Annotated in this window: 17 protein-coding genes and 1 tRNA gene; 16 read left to right on the top strand and 2 right to left on the bottom strand. The window is 68.8% G+C overall.

The window, feature by feature from the left end; all coding sequences use genetic code 11:
- Nucleotides 1-287: 287 nt before the first annotated feature.
- Complete coding sequence (locus ACZ7M3_RS42775) at nt 288-479, top strand: helix-turn-helix transcriptional regulator (RefSeq protein ID WP_101400676.1); 192 nt, start codon at nt 288-290, stop codon at nt 477-479.
- Entirely contained in the window at nt 476-1,936 is a 1,461-nt protein-coding gene (locus ACZ7M3_RS42770; protein WP_472070981.1) for a tyrosine-type recombinase/integrase, read from the top strand. Before ACZ7M3_RS42775 ends, ACZ7M3_RS42770 begins: the two co-directional genes overlap by 4 nt.
- 107 nt (nt 1,937-2,043) lie before the next feature.
- On the opposite strand, the gene ACZ7M3_RS42765 is transcribed toward ACZ7M3_RS42770, so the two are convergent.
- On the bottom strand, nt 2,044-3,468 hold the full coding sequence (locus ACZ7M3_RS42765) for a DNA sulfur modification protein DndB (RefSeq protein ID WP_472070979.1): 1,425 nt from the start codon (nt 3,466-3,468) through the stop codon (nt 2,044-2,046).
- 392 nt (nt 3,469-3,860) lie between these two features.
- Nucleotides 3,861-3,932: transfer RNA gene (locus ACZ7M3_RS42760), tRNA-Arg, on the bottom strand.
- Nucleotides 3,933-4,089: 157 nt separating this feature from the next.
- Here ACZ7M3_RS42760 and ACZ7M3_RS42755 point away from each other — a divergent pair.
- The 14 genes from ACZ7M3_RS42755 to ACZ7M3_RS42690 form a co-directional block, all read left to right on the top strand.
- Entirely contained in the window at nt 4,090-4,611 is a 522-nt protein-coding gene (locus ACZ7M3_RS42755) for a response regulator (protein WP_452963614.1), read from the top strand.
- Between the two features lie 283 nt (nt 4,612-4,894).
- A complete protein-coding gene (gene nrtL / locus ACZ7M3_RS42750; protein ID WP_472070977.1) occupies nt 4,895-6,076 on the top strand; it encodes an ArgS-related anticodon-binding protein NrtL in 1,182 nt (393 codons plus the stop codon).
- Nucleotides 6,077-6,093: 17 nt separating this feature from the next.
- Nucleotides 6,094-7,485, top strand: coding sequence for a diaminopimelate decarboxylase (lysA, locus tag ACZ7M3_RS42745; RefSeq protein ID WP_472070975.1), 1,392 nt, complete (start codon nt 6,094-6,096; stop codon nt 7,483-7,485).
- A 240-nt stretch (nt 7,486-7,725) separates the two neighbouring features.
- On the top strand, nt 7,726-9,015 hold the full coding sequence (locus ACZ7M3_RS42740) for a homoserine dehydrogenase (RefSeq protein ID WP_472071062.1): 1,290 nt from the start codon (nt 7,726-7,728) through the stop codon (nt 9,013-9,015).
- Between the two features lie 6 nt (nt 9,016-9,021).
- On the top strand, nt 9,022-10,080 hold the full coding sequence (gene thrC / locus ACZ7M3_RS42735; RefSeq protein ID WP_472070973.1) for a threonine synthase: 1,059 nt from the start codon (nt 9,022-9,024) through the stop codon (nt 10,078-10,080).
- Nucleotides 10,081-10,548: 468 nt separating this feature from the next.
- Nucleotides 10,549-11,478, top strand: a complete 930-nt coding sequence (thrB, locus tag ACZ7M3_RS42730; protein WP_054233236.1) for a homoserine kinase — start codon at nt 10,549-10,551, stop codon at nt 11,476-11,478.
- 388 nt (nt 11,479-11,866) lie between these two features.
- Nucleotides 11,867-13,912, top strand: coding sequence for a transcription termination factor Rho (gene rho / locus ACZ7M3_RS42725; RefSeq protein ID WP_472070971.1), 2,046 nt, complete (start codon nt 11,867-11,869; stop codon nt 13,910-13,912).
- Between the two features lie 126 nt (nt 13,913-14,038).
- The gene (locus ACZ7M3_RS42720; RefSeq protein WP_472070969.1) at nt 14,039-15,913 is read left to right on the top strand and encodes a trypsin-like serine protease; all 1,875 of its coding nucleotides are present in this window, start codon (nt 14,039-14,041) and stop codon (nt 15,911-15,913) included.
- Between the two features lie 209 nt (nt 15,914-16,122).
- Nucleotides 16,123-17,262: an LCP family protein gene (locus ACZ7M3_RS42715; protein ID WP_472070967.1), complete on the top strand. Its 1,140-nt coding sequence runs from the start codon at nt 16,123-16,125 to the stop codon at nt 17,260-17,262.
- A gap of 181 nt (nt 17,263-17,443) precedes the next feature.
- Entirely contained in the window at nt 17,444-17,665 is a 222-nt protein-coding gene (gene rpmE / locus ACZ7M3_RS42710; protein WP_033323852.1) for a 50S ribosomal protein L31, read from the top strand.
- A gap of 137 nt (nt 17,666-17,802) precedes the next feature.
- Entirely contained in the window at nt 17,803-18,879 is a 1,077-nt protein-coding gene (prfA, locus tag ACZ7M3_RS42705; protein ID WP_054233261.1) for a peptide chain release factor 1, read from the top strand.
- A gap of 122 nt (nt 18,880-19,001) precedes the next feature.
- Nucleotides 19,002-19,847, top strand: coding sequence for a peptide chain release factor N(5)-glutamine methyltransferase (gene prmC / locus ACZ7M3_RS42700; protein ID WP_402035807.1), 846 nt, complete (start codon nt 19,002-19,004; stop codon nt 19,845-19,847).
- Nucleotides 19,848-19,900: 53 nt separating this feature from the next.
- Entirely contained in the window at nt 19,901-20,548 is a 648-nt protein-coding gene (locus ACZ7M3_RS42695) for an L-threonylcarbamoyladenylate synthase (RefSeq protein WP_054233231.1), read from the top strand.
- A partial coding sequence (locus ACZ7M3_RS42690) for an arsenate reductase/protein-tyrosine-phosphatase family protein (protein WP_472070965.1) occupies nt 20,545-21,125 on the top strand: 581 nt, incomplete at its 3' end. The genes ACZ7M3_RS42695 and ACZ7M3_RS42690, both read left to right, overlap by 4 nt.

Raw genomic sequence — 21,125 nt, 5'->3', positions numbered from 1 at the left:
AATAACCCCGCCAAGCCCCTGACCAGCACAGACAGCCCTGTCAGGAGCCTGCGGAGCGCTGCCACAGAAACCAACCGAGAAGCCACAGAAATAACCCGCCACCGGCCCTCGCCGGTCCGGCCGCCTATTTCTGTGGAACTTTCCGCGATTTCTGTGGCAGCCTCCACCGCTCGGTATCGCCGCAGGTCAGCCCACCAATCCAGGGTTTCTGTGGTTTTCGTGGTTTCTGTGGCGGCTCCCGTCCGGTCCCACCACCTTCCCTTGACCCTCTCGCCCGAGGAGGAGTCGTGGCCAAGCCCCGCGACGAGATGCTGACCATCCCCGAAGTGATCGAAGAGATAGGCGTACCGCGAGCGACCTTCTACCGCTGGCGGCAGTACAAGAAGGGCCCGAAGTCCATCAAGCTCCCGAACGGCGCGGTGCGAATCCGCCGGTCCGAACTGAGTCGGTGGCTCCAGACGCTGGAGGAGAGCGCGTGACGAACGACACCGACGGTGGGGCCGAGCAGAGCAACAGCTCGGCCCCGGAAGGGTTTTCGCTCGATGTGCGCCTGTGGAAAGTGTCCAAGGCGCAGAGCAAGACCCGTCCCTACCAACTCCGTTGGAAAGTTGGAGGAAAGGTCAGTAGCGCCACCTTCGCCACGGCGGCTCTCGCAGAAAGCCGCAGATCTGAACTGTGGCAGGCAATGCGCCGTGGCGAGGCATTCCGCATCACGGACGGACTGCCTGAATCCGAGGTACGGGCTGAGGTTGCTGCCGAGCAAGTCCGTGAAGAACTGCCCTGGTTCGCGTTCTGTCGCGAGTACATGGCGATGCGCTGGCCGACCGCTGCGGCCAAGACCCGTGAGGGCATCGCCGACGGGCTCGCCGCGGTGACGCTGGCCATGGTGGAGCAGGAACAGAAGATGCCGTCACCAGAAGAGCTGCGCCTCGCCTTCCGATGGGCGGTCATTCCCAAGAACGCCGAACTTGACCCGCCGGAGGAACTTGAAGACGCCTACGGGTGGATCTCCAAGAAATCGCTTCTCGTCTCCTCGCTGGAAGACCCGAAGGTTCTTCGCGATGTTCAGTATCGGATCTCCTTCAAACTGGACGGCACCCCCGCGGCGGGGGAGACCTCCCGTCGTCGTCGGCGCGCGCTCAACACAGCAGTTGAATACGCCATCGAGCGCAAGCTTCTGACGGAGAACCCACTCATCTCCATCAAGAGGGTGAAGAGCTCCTCATCGGACCGTGTGGACCCCCGCGTTCTCGTGAACAAGACGCAGGCTGCTCAACTCCTCGCCTCGGTCTCGTACGTCGGGACATGGGACCGCAAGAAGGGCCGGCGCCTGGTCGGCTTCTACGCGGTCATGTACTTCGCGGGGCTCCGCCCGAGTGAGGCTGTGGGCCTCAGGAAGGCTGATTGCTTTCTCCCGGAGAAGGGGTGGGGCGTTCTGACGCTGCACGACACGCACCCCGTGTCGGGCAAGCAGTGGACAGACAGCGGAGAGCGCCACGACAAGCGCGGCCTGAAGTCGAGGGAGGCCAAGGAAGACCGGCCGGTCCCGATCCCCCCACCGCTCGTGGCCATGCTCCGCGCCCACCTGAAGGAGTTCGGCACGGCCAAGGACGGGCGGCTCTTCACGAACGAGCGGGGCGGTCTCGTGGGCAGCAGCACCTATTGGCGCGTGTGGCGGGACGCTCGGGAGTACGCGCTCTCTCCGGACCTTCAGGCGTCCATCCTCGGGGGGCGGCCGTACGACCTACGGCACACCTGCATCACGACGTGGCTGAACGCCGGCGTGCCAGTGGCCGAGGTCGCGCGTCGGGTCGGCAACTCGCCCGAGGTGATCCACCGCGTCTACGAGGGATGCATCTACGGCCAGGAGGAGGCCATGAACAAGAAGATCGAAAAGGAACTCGCCTGGGAGGGTGAGGGGGACCCCGAGGCGTAGTCGTTAGTGAGGGCCCGGCGCGACTCGCTCCGGGCCCTGCCCCAGGGACTGAGGAGAAAGTGGGGGGCAAGCCCCATGACGGGCCTGCCCCCTCACGTACAAGCGGGCTACTTCTTACGAGGCCGACCGCGGCCGGCGGTTACCAGACCGAGACCAGAGAGCACCGGCAACTCCTGCATGGCCGCAAGCTCCTTGGACTGGCGGGAGAAGGTAGCGATCACCTTACGGGTCGCCTCCTCGTAAGCCCCGCGAGTCGCACCCGCCTGGCCTGCCTTCCAAGTACCTGTCTTGGCATCGAACGCAGATCGGACGAGCGTGTCCTCGAACAGCTCGTGCACGTAGACCTCTTCCCCATCCCTCGATGCCTTGCGGAGGTTGTCGCGCCGCCAAGGGAGCTTGGCAAGCTCATCGACAACGTGACGAGCGTCGAGACCGGCGAGGCGTGCAGCCGCGATGACGTTCGCGATGACGTGGAGCCCGGCCGCCGAGGAGTGCACGTAGTCCTTCTTGAACTCCGCAGCCGTCAGCCTGTCGCTGGCCATCTGCTTCCACCCAGGGATACGGGTGAAGGCGTAGTCGAGGATCGCCACGATCTCGGTGGAGGTGGCCTCGATGATCTGCTCCAGCGAGCGGCCTTCCCTCTTGGCGCGGTCGGTGAAGATCTGGTTGAGGATGTCCTCGCGCTGGTCGGGAGTACGGTCGCGCACACCGACTCCTGCGATTGCGGCCGCGGCCGACCTTACGGCAGCTGCGGGGTAGAGCGGGTCGTACTTCCGGCCCTTCGACGCCGCGAGTTTCTGTGCGGCCTTCGCTCCGAGATAGGTGGTGCGGTCCGACAGGTAGCGACTCTTGCGCGTCACTTGCTGGCCCAGCACGTTCTGTACAGCGCTGCTGTCCATGATCGCGATGAGGCTCGCGCTGATGGGGCGCGTGCTGGCCATCTTGACGAAGATAGTAGACAGCACCGACGGGTCACCCTCCAGGAGAAGGGTCATCTCAATGCTGCTCTGCTCCAGCATCTCGCGCGCCTCGGCGAACTCCTCGGAGTTGGGGTCCTTCATGACGGTTCGCCACGCGTCCGTCAGCCCCTTGACGCGGTGCTGTCCGTCTTCGACGATCGGGTTCTCGCTCGTCACCGGAACGATGACCTTCACCAGCCACACACCGTTGGCGACCTGCTGAAGCCTTTCGACTTGTACCTGGTCTTCCGGGATGGCGATCGTAAGCGTGCCGAGATACGGCCGATCGCTCTCGGTAAGGAAGGTGGCAATCTTCTCCGCGTGCTTCTCGCTGATGTCTCGCTGGCCCGGCGTGGTCAGGCTCTCGGTGTCGAAGTCGTGACGGGTGAGGAGCCGTTCGAAGGTCAGCCGCTCAGCTACCTCCTTGAACGGCACGGTGAAAGTGATCTTAGACATGACGCCGGCGTACGACAGGAAGCCGATCGCTTCGAACTTGGCGGGAATGGTGATGGAACCCCCGCGCAGTCGATCAGCCGCAGTGGCGACCGTCGCATCGTTGCTGCTCGTGGACATTGACGTACCCTTCCATTGAGGCCCCAAGGGCCGGCCACGGCGGTTCGAAGCGCGTTGATCTTCCCGGATGCGACGCTTCGAACCGCCGTTCTCGTTCCTCGACCGTACACCCAAATAAATCGCCTGGCGGTTATTTTTTTTAAATGGGAAGACGCCTTCCGGTTCGGCCTAGCGCATGACAGGCATGGTGCGGCGATAGACCTGCTGATCGACGCGCCTGAGGGGCCTCATGGCTCTGGGCGGTGCGTCACGCTGAGAGTGCGTTCTAGCGCAGGTCTATCGCGAGCAGTGATGAGCAATGACAAAGAGCCGGACCCAGTGAGACTGGGTCCGGCTCTTGATGTCTGGCACTTCAGCAGGTCAGCGGGTTGATCACGCTGTTCCGGCTTCTGTGCCCCCGGCAGGATTCGAACCTGCGCACACGGCTCCGGAGGCCGTTGCTCTATCCCCTGAGCTACGGGGGCGTGTCGGGCGCGGTGTTCGCGGCGACGGGTAGAACCCTACCAGCTCTTTCGTGGGGGACTGGCATGGGTTTATGTGGGGGCGAGGCGGTGTTCGGGGGAGGAGGAGTGGAGGCGTCCGCGGGGGCGTCCATGGGGTGGTCGCCGCCCCCGCACGGGGGTGGAAGTGGGGAAAACCCGGACGGCGCGGTGGGCGCGGACCTACTCTCGAGTTGTGCCAGGCGCGTCCGGCCGGGTGCTTGTTGTGGACGACAACAAGGTCATCCGGCAGCTGATCAGGGTCAATCTCGAGCTGGAGGGCATCGAGGTCGTGACCGCGGCCGACGGTGCCGAATGCCTGGACGTCGTGCATCACGTGCGGCCCGATGTGGTGACCCTGGATGTGGTCATGCCTCGGCTCGACGGGTTGCGTACCGCCGCCCGGCTGCGTGCCGACCCCCGGACCCGGAATCTTCCCCTCGCCATCGTCAGTGCCTGTACGCAGTACGAGGTCGAGAGCGGGCTCGACGTCGGCGTTGACGCCTTTCTTGCCAAGCCCTTTGAACCTGCCGAACTCGTGCGGCTCGTGCGGGAGTTGATGGAGCGGCGAGGGAGTGGGGGCGGTGGTGGCGGTGCTTTTGGCGGGGAGGCGTTCGGTTCCGATGAGCTCGGGGCCGAGGAGGCTCAGCGTGCCGGGCATTGAGCGGGCGCCGCGCCGCTGAGGGGTGAGGAGTCGGCGGTGGTCGGCCCTGCGGGCGCGTGCCCGTCCGCGTGTCGGTGATCGGTGTTGCGTGGGAGTGGTGGGGTTCCGGCGGCCGGATGCGGTCGGCGTGCGGCTTCGGCCCTACTTCGCCGGCGTCCCTGCATGTCGTCCGAGTGGCCGTACCCCTACCCCGAACACCCTCGCCCTCCGTACCCCGTCCACATCCCGGACCCTTGCCAAATCGAGTCGCCTGCCCACCCCCCTCCTCCCCTACGCTTGTCCCGTGACCCCCGTCGAGCTCTCCCGTACCGTGCTGCGCGCGGTGCGTCGTGCCGTGGACGAGGGGGAGCTGAGCGTGGTCGTACCGGTGCGGGCGGTGGTGACGCCGCCGGGGCCGGGTGGGTGTGGGGACTACGCCACGAACATCGCGTTGCAGTTGGCGCGGCCCGCCGGGCGGCCGGCACAGCAGGTCGCGGAGATCCTGCGGCCCCACCTCACCCGCAGCGAAGGTGTCGCCGACGTCGAGATCACCGGGCCGGGGTTCCTCAACATTCGGCTGGGAGGTGGCGCGGGCGCCTCACTCGTACGGGAGATCCAGCGTCGGCGTGCCGCCTATGGGCACGGCGATGTACTTGCCGGGCAGATCGTCCCGCTCCGGATCCCGTACGACATCCGGGCCGAAGTCGTCGCCGACACGCTCGTACGGATCGTGGCCACCCAGGGCGGCCGTGCGGAGGTGCACCACATCCATACCTCGTGCGCCGAGCCCGCAGGCACCGAGTTCTCGTGCGCCGAGCCCGCGGCCACAGACCTCTCGGGCGCCGAGCCCGCCGGCACCGACCTCTTGGAGGCCAAGACAGCCGGCGCTCAGCCCTCGCACGACGAGCCCCCACGCACCAAGGCGCCGCAGGCCGATCCCCCGCGCCCCCGCCGCCCGCGCCCGCACCTCCGGATCACCACCCTCCGCCCCACTCCCGCCCCCGAAGACCCCACCCCCCTCGGCCCCGACGCCGCCCGGTGGGCCCTGCTGCACCCCGCGTCCCACGATCGGCCGCGGATCAGTGCCGATCACCTGCTTCAGCGGGAGAGCAACCCCCTCTTCCGGGTCCGGTACGCCCACGCCCGCACCCGGGCCCTCACCCGTAACGCCGCCGCGCTCGGCTGCACCGGCGACCCCGGTGACGTACCCGAAGACGTACCCGGCGGCGACGAGCTCGTCGGGGCGCTCGCCGGGTATCCGGCCGTGCTGACGCAGGCGGCGCTGCACCGCGCGCCCGACCGGCTCGCCCGGCACCTCGTCACCACCGCCGACGCCCTCCTCGCCTTCCAGCACACCGTGCTGCCGCTCGGCGACGAGAAACCCTCGGCCGCCCACCGCGCCCGGCTCGCGCTCGCCGAAGCCGCCGGGACGGTGCTGGCCGGCGGCCTGTCCCTGCTCGGCATCAGCGCCCCTGACTATCTGTGACCGTCTGTGAGAGAAAAATGAGCCGTTCCGCACACCCCGCCGGGCCCCGTCACGCCGATGTCCTCCCCGAGGGCCACTACAGCGCCCCGCCCGCCGACCTCAACGCCCTCGACCCCAAGGTCTGGGCGCACACCGTCAGCCGTACGGACGACGGCGTCGTCAGCGTCGGCGGGATGGAAGTCACCAGGCTCGCCGAGGAGTTCGGCACCCCCGCCTATTTCATCGACGAGACCGACTTCCGCGAGCGCGCCCGTGCCTGGCGTACCGCCTTCGGGCACGACGCCGACGTCTTCTACGCCGGGAAGGCCTTCCTCTCTCGCGCCGTCGTGCGGTGGCTGCACGAGGAGGGGCTCAACCTCGACGTGTGCTCCGGCGGTGAGCTCGCCACCGCCCTCTCCGCCGGGATGCCCGCCGACCGCATCGCCTTCCACGGCAACAACAAGTCCGAGGAAGAGATCACCACCGCCATCGTGAGCGGGGTCGGGCGGATCGTTCTCGACTCCTTCCAGGAGATCGTCCGCGTCGCCCACATCGCACAGTCCCTCGGCAAGCGGCAGCGGGTGCAGATCCGCGTGACCGTGGGGGTCGAGGCGCACACCCACGAGTTCATCGCCACCGCCCACGAGGACCAGAAGTTCGGGATCGCGCTGGCCGACGGTCAGGCCGCGGAGGCGGTGCGGCGGGCGCTCGCGCTCGACGGGCTCGAGCTCGTGGGCATCCACTCGCACATCGGTTCGCAGATCTTCGACATGGCCGGGTTCGAGGTCGCCGCCCGGCGCGTGGTGTCGCTGCTGGCCGCCGTTCGTGACGAGCACGGGGTCGAGCTGCCCGAGATCGACCTCGGTGGTGGTCTCGGCATCGCGTACACGAGCGACGACGATCCCAGCGAGCCGCACGAGATCGCGAAGGCGCTCGGCGAGATCGTCACGCGGGAGTGCGAGGCCGCGAAGCTGCGGACGCCTCGGATCTCGGTCGAGCCGGGGCGCGCCATCGTCGGGCCCACCGCCTTCACGCTGTACGAGGTCGGCACCATCAAGCCGCTCGAAGGGCTGCGGACGTACGTCTCCGTCGACGGGGGCATGTCCGACAACATTCGGACCGCGCTGTACGACGCCGAGTACAGCGTCGCCCTCGTCTCGCGTACCTCCGACGCCGAGCCCATGCTCGTCCGCGTCGTCGGCAAGCACTGCGAGAGTGGCGACATCGTGGTCAAGGACGCCTTCCTGCCCTCCGATCTGGCCCCTGGCGATCTCATCGCCGTACCCGCCACGGGCGCCTACTGTCGGTCCATGGCCAGCAACTACAACCACGCCCTGCGCCCGCCGGTCGTCGCCGTGCGCGACGGCGAGGCCCGGGTGATCGTCCGCCGGGAGACGGAGGAGGACCTCCTGCGTCTCGACGTCGGATGACCGGCCGGTCGAGGGAGGAACGACCGTGGCTGGTCGCGGGGGGAATGACCGGCTGGTAGAGGTCGGAATGACCGGCTGATCGAGGTCGGAACGGACGGTCGGCGCAGGTGGAAGATCTCCTGCCGCCGCCTGTCGGAAAAATGAAATAGATGTCTCACGATCCGGACCAGGGATAGAAACTCCCGTCCGGTGAGTGAGACTGGTCCAACCGTAGACGGTATGAGGAAACGAGGTCGGATGATGCGTACGCGTCCGCTGAAGGTGGCGCTGCTGGGCTGTGGGGTTGTCGGCTCAGAGGTGGCGCGCATCATGACGACGCACGCCGACGACCTCGCAGCCAGGATCGGGGCCCCCGTCGAGCTGGCGGGCGTGGCCGTCCGCCGGCCCTCCAAGGTGCGCGAGGGCATCGACCCCGAGCTCGTCACCACCGACGCCACCGCCCTGGTCAAACGCGGGGACATCGACGTCGTCGTCGAGGTCATCGGCGGTATCGAGCCCGCCCGCTCCCTCATCACCACCGCCTTCGAGCACGGTGCCTCCGTCGTCTCCGCCAACAAGGCGCTCCTCGCCCAGGACGGGGCGGCCCTGCACGCGGCGGCGGACGCGAACAGCCGTGACCTCTACTACGAGGCCGCCGTCGCCGGCGCCATCCCGCTGATCCGGCCGCTGCGCGAGTCCCTCGCCGGCGACAAGATCAACCGCGTGATGGGGATCGTCAACGGGACGACGAACTTCATCCTCGACAAGATGGACTCCACCGGGGCCGGCTATCAGGAAGCCCTCGACGAGGCCACCGCGCTCGGGTACGCCGAAGCCGACCCGACCGCCGACGTCGAGGCGTTCGACGCGGCCGCCAAGGCCGCCATCCTCGCCGGAATCGCCTTCCACACGCGTGTGCGCCTCGACGACGTGTACCGCGAGGGCATGACCGAGGTCACCGCCGCCGACTTCGCCTCGGCGAAGGAGATGGGCTGCACCATCAAGCTGCTCGCCATCTGTGAGCGGGCGGCGGACGGGGGATCGGTGACGGCGCGCGTGCATCCGGCGATGATTCCGCTGAGCCACCCCCTCGCCTCCGTGCGCGGCGCGTACAACGCGGTGTTCGTAGAGTCGGATGCCGCCGGGCAGCTCATGTTCTACGGGCCGGGCGCCGGCGGCGCCCCGACCGCGTCCGCCGTGCTCGGTGACCTCGTCGCCGTCTGCCGCAACAAGCTCAGCGGCGCGACCGGGCCCGGCGACTCCGCGTACACCCAGCTGCCCGTCTCGCCCATGGGCGAGGTCGTGACGCGCTACCACATCAGCCTCGACGTGGCGGACAAACCTGGTGTTCTCGCCCAGGTGGCCACCGTTTTCGCCGAGCACGGCGTATCGATCGATACGGTGCGCCAGCAGGGCAAGGACGGCGAGGCCTCTCTCGTCGTCGTCACCCACCGAGCGTCCGACGCGTCCCTGAACGGGACCGTGGAGGCGCTGCGCAGCCTCGACACCGTGCGGGGTGTCGCCAGCATCATGCGGGTTGAAGGAGAGTAACCAGCAATGACCCACCAGTGGCGCGGAATCATCGAGGAGTACCGGGACCGGCTTCCGGTGTCCGACAGCACGCCGGTCGTGACGCTCCGTGAGGGCGGTACGCCGCTCGTGCCCGCGCAGGTGCTCTCCGAGCGCACGGGCTGCGAGGTCCACCTGAAGGTGGAGGGCGCCAACCCGACCGGGTCCTTCAAGGACCGCGGTATGACCATGGCCATCACGCGGGCCAAGGAGGAGGGCGCGAAGGCTGTCATCTGCGCCTCCACCGGCAATACGTCCGCCTCCGCCGCCGCGTACGCCGTGCGTGCGGGCATGGTGTGTGCCGTGCTCGTCCCGCAGGGCAAGATCGCCATCGGCAAGATGGGCCAGGCCCTCGTGCACGGGGCGAAGATCCTCCAGGTCGACGGCAACTTCGACGACTGCCTGACGCTCGCGCGCTCGCTGTCCGACAACTACCCGGTGGCGCTGGTCAATTCGGTCAACCCGGTGCGCATCGAGGGCCAGAAGACCGCCGCCTTCGAGATCGTGGACATGCTCGGCGACGCGCCCGACATCCACGTCCTGCCGGTGGGCAACGCGGGCAACATCACCGCGTACTGGAAGGGCTACACGGAGTACGCCGCCGACGGCGTCGCCGGGCGTACCCCGCGCATGTGGGGCTTCCAGGCCTCCGGTTCCGCGCCCATCGTGCGCGGCGAGGTCGTCAAGGACCCCTCGACGATCGCCACGGCGATCCGCATCGGCAACCCGGCCTCGTGGAAGTTCGCGCTGGCCGCGCGGGACGAGTCCGGCGGCTTCATCGACGAGGTGACGGACCGTGAGATCCTGCGCGCCTACCGGCTGTTGGCCGCGCAGGAGGGAGTTTTCGTCGAGCCCGCGTCCGCCGCGTCGGTCGCCGGTCTGCTGAAGGCCGCCGAGCAGGGCAAGGTCGACCCCGGCCAGCGGATCGTCTGCACGGTCACTGGAAACGGGCTCAAGGATCCGGACTGGGCCGTTGCGGGCGCCCCGCAGCCGGTTACCGTTCCTGTGGACGCGGCCGCGGCGGCGGAGCGGCTCGGACTGGCGTAAGGCGAAAGGGCCGTAAGACGAAGGGGCTCGGACCGGCGGACGGCGGGGTGGGCAGAGTGGCGTAAAGCCGCCTGGCGCACATCCGCCAAAAGCCGTCGGGGCCTGTCAGAGGCCATTGGCGGCGGGCGGAATTCGCCAGAAGTTGGCGAAATCCTGCCGCTGCCAAGGTCACCCCTACCGCAACCCGACAGGGGGTGCACGGGGGGCTTACGACACGCATCGTGCGCCTCCTGTGCGCCCTATGTCGCCACAGAACCTTCCTTCGATAGGCTGTACCGAACCCGCCCGCCGCATATGCCGCGGTGCCGCGCCGTCAGTGCAGTCAGGGCAGTCACTGCGGTCTCCGGGTCTTCCGTACGTATCGCAGTCCCTCTCGCAGTTCATCCGAGTTCATCCGAAACACACAGTTCCTCTCGCAGCACATCGAAAATCTCGTACATCACGCAGCTCAAGGAGAGTCATCGAGCGATGGCCGGTCCAGCGTTCCGCGCCGCCGCCGTCCGGGTGCGCGTCCCCGCCACCAGCGCCAACCTCGGGCCGGGCTTCGACGCCTTCGGCCTGTCACTGGGGCTGTACGACGACGTGGTCGTCCGGGTGGCCGACTCCGGGCTGCACATCGACATCGCAGGTGAGGGCAGTGAGACGCTGCCCCGCGACGAGAATCACCTCCTCGTACGCTCCCTGCGCACCGCCTTCGATCTGCTGGGCGGACAACCGCGCGGCCTCGAGATCGTCTGCGCCAATCGCATTCCGCACGGGCGGGGCCTCGGCTCCTCCTCGGCCGCCATCTGCGCCGGAATCGTCGCCGCGCGCGCCGTGACCATAGGCGGCGACAGCAAACTCGACGACACCGCGCTTCTTGAGCTCGCCACCGAGATCGAGGGTCATCCCGACAATGTCGCGGCCTGTCTGCTCGGCGGATTCACGCTCTCCTGGATGGAGGCCGGAGCCGCGCGGGCGATCAGGATGGACCCTGCCGATTCCATCGTTCCGGTGGTTTTCGTACCCGGAAAGCCGGTGCTCACCGAGACCGCGCGCGGTCTGCTGCCGCGCACCGTTCCGCACGTCGACGCCGCCGCCAACGCGGGCCGGGCCGCACTGCTCGTCGAGGCCCTCAGCCGGCGCCCCGAGCTGCTGCTGCCCGCCACCGAGGACCGGCTGCACCAGGAGTACCGCGCCCCGGCCATGCCGGAGAGCGCGGCGCTGGTGGAGCGGTTGCGGGCCGACGGCATCCCCGCGGTGATCTCCGGCGCGGGCCCCACCGTCCTCGCGCTGGCCGACGAGGAATCCGCCGACAAGGTCGCTCATCTCGCAGGTCAGGGCTGGGCCGCCAATCGGCTGGACCTCGACGAGGCGGGGGCGTGCGTCCTGCCGCTCGCCCCGGCGGGCGTCCATTAAAAGCGCGCGGTTGCCGGATTTGGAGAGGGGGAATGTTTGTTGGATCCGGTAGTGTTAACCTCAAGTCTGCACCCGACCCCACCATGGCGAGGTGCTTCGTGTCCCCGTCCGGGACAACCATTCTTCCGGGAGCCTCCCAAACTGCTTTGTGCCATGCATTGGGTGCTATGCGCTGAGCAGTGCTGAGCACGCTCCGGAACCGGCGTGACCGTGTCGATGACACCGCAATTCAGTGCCACGGCTCCGGAATCGTCATCACCAGATATGTCTTCCGCCTCTTTGGCGGACCACCGCCCCGGCACGGTCCACACAGCAAGGACCAATGCCGGACAGCACAACCGGTCGCCGAGCCAGACAGGCCGACGTCCGCTCCAGGGAAGGACCCTTCGTGAGCGACACCACCGATCTGATGGGCGCACGTGTCGAGGAGACCGCTGCCGCGCCCGCCACGGACGCCTCTGCCGCGCCTGCCTCCGGTGCCGGCTCCCGGCGGCGCCGCGGTACCGGCCTCGAGGGCATGGTGCTGGCCGAGCTGCAGCAGGTCGCGTCCGGCCTCGGTATCAGGGGCACCGCGCGGATGCGCAAGAGCCAGCTGATCGAGGTCATCAAGGAGGCGCAGGCGGGCGGGGGTGCCCCGGCCAAGGCCGAGGCCGCCACCGAGACCAAGCCGAAGCGCCGGGCCACCTCCAAGGCCCGTACCGGCGACGACGCCGCTCCGGCCGCCGAGAAGAAGGCCGCCGAGAAGCCCGCGGCCGAGAAGGCCGTGGCCCAGCAGCAGATCGAGATCCCCGGCCAGCCGGCCAGCGACGACGCCCCCGCGGGTGAGCGTCGCCGTCGCCGTGCCGTGGCCGAGGCCGGCAGCCCCGAGACGGTCACCGCCGAGGCGAAGAGCGAGCCGAAGGCCGCCGTCGTCGAGGCCCCCGCCGAGACCAGGACCGACGCCGGTGACGGCGTCGACGGTCGGCAGGGCCGCCGGGACCGCCGTGACCGCGGCGAGCGTGGCGACCGCGAGCGTGGCGGCCGTGACCGTGACCGCCGCGGTGGCAAGGGCGACGAGCAGCAGGGCCAGGGCCAGGGCCAGGGTGGCGCCGGTCAGCAGCGCCAGGACCGTCAGGACCGTCAGCAGCAGGGCGGCGGCCGTCAGGACCGCCAGGACCGCCAGCAGCGTGACAACGGCCCGCAGGACGACGACGACTTCGAGGGTGGTCGCCGCGGCCGCCGCGGGCGCTACCGCGACCGTCGGGGCCGTCGTGGCCGCGACGAGTTCGCCACCAACGAGCCGCAGCTCGCCGACGACGACGTCCTGATCCCCGTCGCGGGCATCCTGGACATCCTCGACAACTACGCGTTCATCCGTACGTCCGGCTACCTGCCGGGCCCGAACGACGTGTACGTCTCCCTCGCCCAGGTCCGCAAGAACGGGCTGCGCAAGGGCGACCACGTCACGGGTGCGGTCCGTCAGCCCAAGGACGGCGAGCGCCGCGAGAAGTTCAACGCGCTCGTTCGCCTGGACTCGACCAACGGCATGGCCCCCGACTCCGGGCGCGGGCGACCGGAGTTCAACAAGCTGACGCCCCTTTACCCGCAGGACCGCCTCCGCCTGGAGACGGACCCGGGTGTGCTGACGACCCGCATCATCGACCTCGTCGCGCCGATCGGCAAGGGCCAGCGTGGTCTGATCGTGGCCCCGCCGAAGACCGGCAAGACCATGATCATGCAGGCGATCGCCAACGCGATCACGCACAACAACCCCGAGTGCCACCTGATGGTCGTCCTGGTCGACGAGCGTCCGGAAGAGGTCACCGACATGCAGCGGTCGGTCAAGGGCGAGGTCATCTCCTCGACCTTCGACCGCCCGGCCGAGGACCACACCACGGTCGCCGAGCTCGCCATCGAGCGTGCCAAGCGCCTCGTGGAACTGGGCCACGACGTCGTCGTCCTGCTCGACTCGATCACGCGTCTGGGCCGTGCGTACAACCTCGCCGCCCCGGCCTCCGGCCGCATCCTGTCCGGTGGTGTCGACTCGACGGCCCTCTACCCGCCGAAGCGCTTCTTCGGTGCGGCGCGCAACATCGAGGACGGCGGCTCGCTGACCATCCTCGCGACCGCGCTCGTCGACACCGGCTCGCGCATGGACGAGGTCATCTTCGAGGAGTTCAAGGGCACGGGCAACGCCGAGCTCAAGCTCGACCGGAAGCTCGCCGACAAGCGCATCTTCCCGGCGGTGGACGTCGACGCGTCCGGTACCCGTAAGGAAGAGATCCTGCTCGGCAGCGACGAGCTCGCCATCACCTGGAAGCTGCGTCGCGTGCTGCACGCGCTCGACCAGCAGCAGGCGATCGAGCTGCTGCTCGACAAGATGAAGCAGACGAAGTCGAACGCCGAGTTCCTGCTGCAGATCCAGAAGACGACGCCGATGCCGGGCAACGACTGACGACATCCGCACAGCTGAGGGCCGCTCCCGGTGACGGGGGCGGCCCTTTGTGCTGCCTGGGACACCTGTACGATCGCGCTCTCTTCCAACGCATGAGTCTCAGGGGGGACTTGAGTGGATACATCCATGTCCGGGCGCGGTCGTCACAGACGCCGGATACGCATCGCCGTGCCCGTCGCGGCGGCGGCTCTGGCGGCGGCCGTCGGGGGTGCGCTCCTGATGTCGTCGGCGAACGCCGCCACCACGCAGCCGGCTCCGCTCGCCAGTACGACCGGCACCTCGCCGAGCCTGGCCACGCTGGAGAAGCGGATCGCCGGGGCCCTCGCGAGTGACGGCACGGCCGGACAGCCGACGACGAAGTCCTCCCCGAGCACGAGCACGAGCGCCGGCGCGAGCACGGGTACAGGTACGGGCAAGACCGCGACCACCGGTACGAGCACGGGCACGAGCGCGAGCGCGAACACGAGCGGCGCCTCCGTCGACCCGAAGATCATCGGCGGCACCACGACCACCATCACCACCGCCCCGTGGATGGCCCAGCTCCTGTACTCCGACGACAAGGGCACCGGCAGCACCAGCGACGACGTCGGCTTCTTCTGCGCCGGCTCCGTCGTCTCGCCGACGAAGATCCTCACCGCCGCGCACTGCGTCAAGGGGTTCGACTGGAAGGCCCACGGCAGTGTCGTCACCGGCACTTCTCAGCTTCCCTCGGCGGGCGGAACCGATCTGCACGGCGGCACCGCCAGCGCCGTCTGGCGGCAGTGGAACCACCCCTCCTACAACGCGTCGACCATCAACAACGACATCGCGGTCCTCACGCTGGACGGGCCCGTCAAGGCCAAGCCGATCCGGATGACGACGTCGGGCGACACCGCCTCGTACGCCTCCGGCACCAAGGCGACGCTCTACGGCTGGGGCCGCACCTCCTCCGCGACCCAGGACATCTCCGGGACCCTGAAGACGGCCACGCTGCCCATCAAGTCCGACGCCACGTGCGGCGGCTACTACGGCGGCGAGTTCATCAAGGGTCACATGGTCTGCGCGGGCAACCCCGCGACGGGCAGCGACACCGGCACCACCTCCGCCTGCAACGGCGACTCCGGCGGCCCGCTGATCGTGGGCGGCCGCATCGTGGGCGTCGTCTCCTGGGGCGTGACGGACTGCGTCGAGAAGGGCGCGTACAGCGTCTTCACCAAGGTGAGCACGTACGTCGGTGCCGCCTATCCGCGCGTCGACGACACGAACCTGAGCGGTGACCACAAGGCCGACCTGTTCGTCCGCAACTCCTCCACCAAGACGCTGTACGAGAAGGACTCCAAGGGCACCTCGTTCGGCGCCGGGCAGTCGTGGGGCGGCTGGAGCACGTCGAACGTCGTCCTGCAGACCGACCTCGACCGGGACGGCTACCAGGACGTCGTCGAGCGCCGCACCTCCAACGGCGACATCCACTGGTGGCACTACCTGACGTCCACGGGCAAGTGGGCCGACACCAAGCTCTTCAGCGACTGGAAGACCCGCACCCGCGTCGTCGCCCCGGGCGACGTCACCGGTGACGCCCTGCCCGACCTGCTCTCGGTCGACTCCGGCGGCGTCCTGTGGATCTACCCGGGCAAGGGCAACGGCACCTTCTCGGCCCGCGTCAAGGTGAGCTCCGGCTGGAACCAGTACAACTCCCTGCGCGCCCACGGCGACTTCACCGGCGACGGCAAGGCCGACCTGATCGCGCGCAGCAAGACCGGCTCGTACGTCTATCTCTTCAAGGGCACCGGCAAGTCGGGTTCCGGCGCGTTCTCCAGCCGGATCAAGGTGCGCACCTGGGCCGGCTACAACGCCTTCGACGCGGTGGGCGACGTGACCGGTGACGGCAAGGCCGACTTCCTGGCCCGTACGCCCGCCGGCACGCTGTACCTCTACCCCGGTACCGGCAACGCGACCAGCGAGATCTTTGCCACAGCCGTCAAGATCGGCACTGATTTCAAGCAGTACGACATCTTCGGCTGAAATCGCAGGTGAGCGGGGTTTCCCTCCAGCCTGTCCGTCACGCACTGTGCCCATCGCGCCACGCGGTGGGCGCCGTGCGTTGTGCAACCCTTGCCCGAGTTTCCCCGTCTGACCGTACGGAGCGACCATGAGGCACTACTTGGCGCACCGAACCGGGCTTGGCCCTGAAAGCAGGGGGTAACCGACCGCGACGAGGACAAGAGGAGCACATGCCTGCCGAGAGCATGCCGGAACCCGGCACACCGGGTGATCCCGGAACGAGCGTCCCGCGTCGCCGTGCGAAGGGCAGCCGCCGCAAGCCGCGCGGCACGCGGAGCAAGGCCCTGCTCATCACGGCCTGGACCGCGGCGGGCATCGTGGTGCTGGGGGGCACCGGCGCCGGGTACCTGTACTTCAAGCTCAACGGCAACATCAAGACCGTCGACATCAACCAGGCCCTCGGCACCGACCGGCCGCTGAAGGTCGACAACGGCTCCGAGAACATCCTGGTCCTGGGCTCCGACACCCGCTCCGGCGGCAACAAGAAGCTGGGCGGCGGCACCGACGACGGCAGCGCCCGCTCGGACACGGCGATGATCGTGCACATATACGAGGGCCACAAGAAGGCCAGCGTGGTCTCCATACCCCGCGACACCCTCGTCCCGCGCCCCTCCTGCACCGACGCCAAGGGCGTCACCCACGACGCCGCGACCGGCGTGATGTTCAACTCCGCGTACTCCACCGGCGGGGCCGCCTGCGCGGTGAAGACCGTCGAATCCATGTCCGGTATCCGCATGGACCACTACATCGAGGTCGACTTCAGCGGCTTCCAGAAGCTCATCGACGACCTCGACGGCGTTCGGGTGACCACCACCAAGAACATCAAGGACCCCGACAGCCATCTGAACCTGACCGCCGGCACGCACACGCTCGACGGACAGCAGGCGCTCGGCCTCGTCCGCACCCGGCACGGCGTCGGCGACGGCTCCGACCTCGGCCGCATCCAGCTCCAGCAGGCGTTCATCAAGGCCCTGGTCAACCAGGTCAAGCACATCGGCGTGCTGTCCAGCCCCACGAAGCTGTACGACCTCGCCGACACCGCGACCAAGACCGTCACCACCGACTCCGACCTCGGCACGGTCAAGAGCCTCGCGTCCTTCGCCAACGGCCTCAAGGGCATCAGCTCGTCGAACATGAACATGGTGACGATGCCGGTCCAGTACGACAGCGTGGACGCCAACCGCGTCCTCGTCGACAAGGCCAAGGCGCAGCTGGTGTGGACCGCCCTGAAGAACGACCGGACGATCCCGAAGGCGGCCACGAAGGGCACGGCCACGGGCACCGCGAAGGGCGTCGTCAGCTCGAGCTGAAGCCGGTACGGAGGCCGCGCCGGGGCCCGTACGAGCCCCGTACACAGGCTCGGGAATAGATCATCCAAGCCCCCGGTTTTGGGGGATGGCGCCAGTCCTGGCAGACTGGTACGTCGGCTCCGGTTCACGCACCCGCATCCCGCGGTGGCGACCCGGCGCCCTCCCGAAACTAGGAGACACCTTGAAGCGCGACATCCACCCCGAGTACGTCGAGACGCAGGTCAGCTGCACCTGTGGCGCGTCGTTCACCACCCGTAGCACGATCTCCAGCGGTTCCATCCGCGCCGAGGTCTGCTCCGAGTGCCACCCGTTCTACACGGGCAAGCAGAAGATCCTCGACACCGGTGGCCGCGTGGCCCGCTTCGAGGCCCGCTTCGGCAAGGCTGCCGCTGCCAAGAAGTAGCGAGCCCACAGCGCCGGTCTTCGGCGTCCCCGGCACGGGGGCGCCGGGGCCGGCGCTTTGCGGTGCAGCCCCCACATTCGTCTTACCTACGTCCCTGAGCCCATGATGGAGCTGGGGACAGTCCATTGGAGCCGGAGATGTTCGAGGCGGTCGAGGAACTCATCGGCGAGCACGCCGATCTGGAGAAGAAGCTCGCTGACCCGTCGGTCCACGCCGACCAGGCCAACGCGCGCAAGCTGAACAAGCGCTACGCCGAGCTGACCCCGATCGTCGCGACGTACCGCTCCTGGAAGCAGACCGGGGACGACATCGGCACGGCGAAGGAGTTCGCCGCCGACGACCCCGACTTCGCGGCCGAGGTCAAGGAGCTGGAGAAGCAGCGCGAGGAGCTCACCGAGAAGCTCCGCCTGCTGCTGGTCCCGCGCGACCCCAGCGACGACAAGGACGTCATCCTCGAGATCAAGGCGGGCGCGGGTGGTGACGAGTCTGCCCTGTTCGCCGGCGACCTGCTGCGCATGTACCTGCGCTACGCCGAGCGTGTCGGCTGGAAGACCGAGATCATCGACTCCACCGAGTCCGAGCTCGGCGGCTACAAGGACGTCCAGGTCGCGGTGAAGACCAAGGGCGGCCAGGGTGCCACCGAGCCCGGTCAGGGTGTCTGGGCGCGCCTGAAGTACGAGGGCGGGGTGCACCGCGTGCAGCGGGTGCCCTCGACCGAGTCGCAGGGCCGTATCCACACCTCCGCGGCCGGTGTGCTGGTCACGCCCGAGGCCGAGGAGGTCGACGTCGAGATCCACGCGAACGACCTGCGCATCGACGTCTACCGTTCGTCGGGCCCCGGCGGCCAGTCCGTCAACACGACCGACTCCGCGGTGCGTATCACGCACATTCCGACCGGAGTCGTCGCCTCCTGCCAGAACGAGAAGAGCCAGCTGCAGAACAAGGAGCAGGCGATGCGTATCCTGCGCTCCAGGCTCCTCGCCGCGGCGCAGGAGGAAGCGGAGCGTGAGGCCGCGGACGCCCGCCGCAGCCAGGTCCGCACCGTCGACCGCTCCGAGAAGATCCGTACGTACAACTTCCCGGAGAACCGCATCTCGGACCACCGCGTCGGATTCAAGGCGTACAACTTGGACCAGGTGCTCGACGGGGACCTCGACGCGATGATCCAGGCGTGCGTCGACGCCGACTCGGCCGCGAAGCTCGCGGCCGCGTAAGGCGGAACGGCGGACGGCCGAACGGCGCAACGGCCGGGCGGCCGGACGCAGCTTTGTGAGGCCGTACCTGTAAGCCCTGCTCGTCAAGCCGTACGACAACAGCTCAGCCCCGGAGGACCAGCGTGAACCTGCTGCTCGCGGAAGTGGCCCAGGCCACCCAGCGGCTGGCCGACGCCGGCGTGCCCTCGCCGCGCAACGACGCGGAGGAGCTCGCCGCCTTCGTGCACGGCGTGAAGCGGGGCGAGCTGCACACCGTCAAGGACGTGGACTTCGACGCCCGCTACTGGGAGGTGACCGCGCGCCGCGAGGCCCGCGAGCCGCTCCAGCACATCACCGGGCACGCCTACTTCCGCTATCTGGAACTCCAGGTGGGCCCCGGGGTGTTCGTCCCGCGTCCGGAGACGGAGTCCGTCGTCGGCTGGGCCATAGACGCCGTCCGCGCGATGGATGTCGTCGAGCCGCTGATCGTCGACCTGTGCACCGGCTCGGGCGCCATCGCGCTCGCGCTCGCGCAGGAGGTCCCGCGCTCCCGTGTACACGCCGTGGAGCTGTCCGAGGACGCCCTCCGGTGGACGCGCAAGAACGTCGAGGGGTCCAGGGTCGACCTGCGCCAGGGAGACGCCCTGGAAGCCTTCAGGGACCTCGACGGCCAGGTGGACCTGGTGATCTCCAACCCGCCGTACATCCCGCTCACGGAATGGGAGTACGTGGCGCCGGAGGCCCGGGACTACGATCCCGAACTCGCCCTGTTCTCGGGCGAGGACGGACTGGACCTCATCCGTGGCATCGAGCGCACCGCGCACCGGCTGCTGCGCCCCGGCGGTGTCGTCGTCATCGAGCACGCCGACACCCAGGGCGGGCAGGTGCCGTGGATCTTCACCGAGGAGCGGGGCTGGGCCGACGCGGCCGACCACCCGGACCTCAACAACCGGCCGCGGTTCGCGACCGCCCGCAAGGCGATGCCGTGAGCGCGCGCATCGTGACCCCCAGCCAGCAGTACGCGTACGAGGAGGCCCGCTAGATGGCACGGCGATACGACACCAACGACGCGACCGACCGCATCACCGGTCTGCGTGAGGCCGCGTCCGCCGTCCGCCGTGGCGAGCTGGTGGTCCTCCCGACGGACACGGTGTACGGCATCGGCGCCGACGCGTTCACCTCGGAAGCCGTCGCCGACCTTCTTGAGGCCAAGGGCCGGGGCCGCAACATGCCCACCCCTGTCCTCATCGGCTCCCCGAACACCCTGCACGGCCTCGTCACGGACTTCTCCGAGATGGCCTGGGAGCTCGTCGACGCGTTCTGGCCGGGTGCGCTCACCCTTGTCGCCAAGCACCAGCCGTCCCTGCAGTGGGACTTGGGCGACACCCGGGGCACGGTGGCCATCCGTATGCCGCTGCACCCGGTCGCCATCGAACTGCTGACGGAGGTCGGCCCGATGGCCGTCTCCTCCGCGAACCTGACGGGCCACCCGGCGCCGGAGGACTGTGACGCCGCGCAGGAGATGCTCGGCGACTCCGTCTCCGTGTACCTGGACGGCGGTCCGACCCCCGGCAACGTTCCCTCCTCGATCGTCGACGTCACCGGCAAGGTGCCGGTCCTGCTGCGTGCGGGTGCCCTGTCGGCGGAGGAGCTCCGGAAGGTCGTACCCGACCTCGAGGTGGCGAATTGACAGCCCCTGACGCGGGGCGTGGCATAGGCACGGGGATCACGGGGACCAATGGGTCCCCCAGGGGGTCCTTCCGCATCCTCCACGTCAGCACCGGCAACGTGTGCCGCTCGCCGATCACCGAGCGGCTGACCCGCCATGCCCTCGCGGACCGGCTGGGCGATCCCCTGTGGGGCGGACTCATCGTCGAGAGCGCCGGCACCTGGGGGCACGAGGGCGCCCCCATGGAGGCCAACGCCGAGACGGTCCTCGCGGACTTCGGCGCGGACCCCTCCGGCTTCGTCGGCCGCGAGCTCCTCGACGACCACGTCATCAGGGCCGACCTGGTCCTCACCGCGACCCGCGACCACCGCGCCCAGGTCATCTCCATGGGCCACTCCGCGGGCCTGCGCACCTTCACCCTGAAGGAGTTCACCAGGCTGGTCCGCGCCATAGACCCGGCCACGCTCCCTCCGCTGGAGGACGGTGTGGTCGAACGTGCCCGCGCTCTGGTGCGGGCCGCTGCCGCTCTACGCGGGTGGCTGTTGGCGCCGACGGCGGAGGCGGACGAGGTCTTCGACCCGTACGGCGCGCCCTTGCC

The sequence above is a fragment of the Streptomyces sp. NPDC111656 genome (assembly GCF_055656965.1).
Note: the sequence above shows the minus strand (reverse complement) of the source record. Positions and strands in the feature narration are given on the sequence as shown.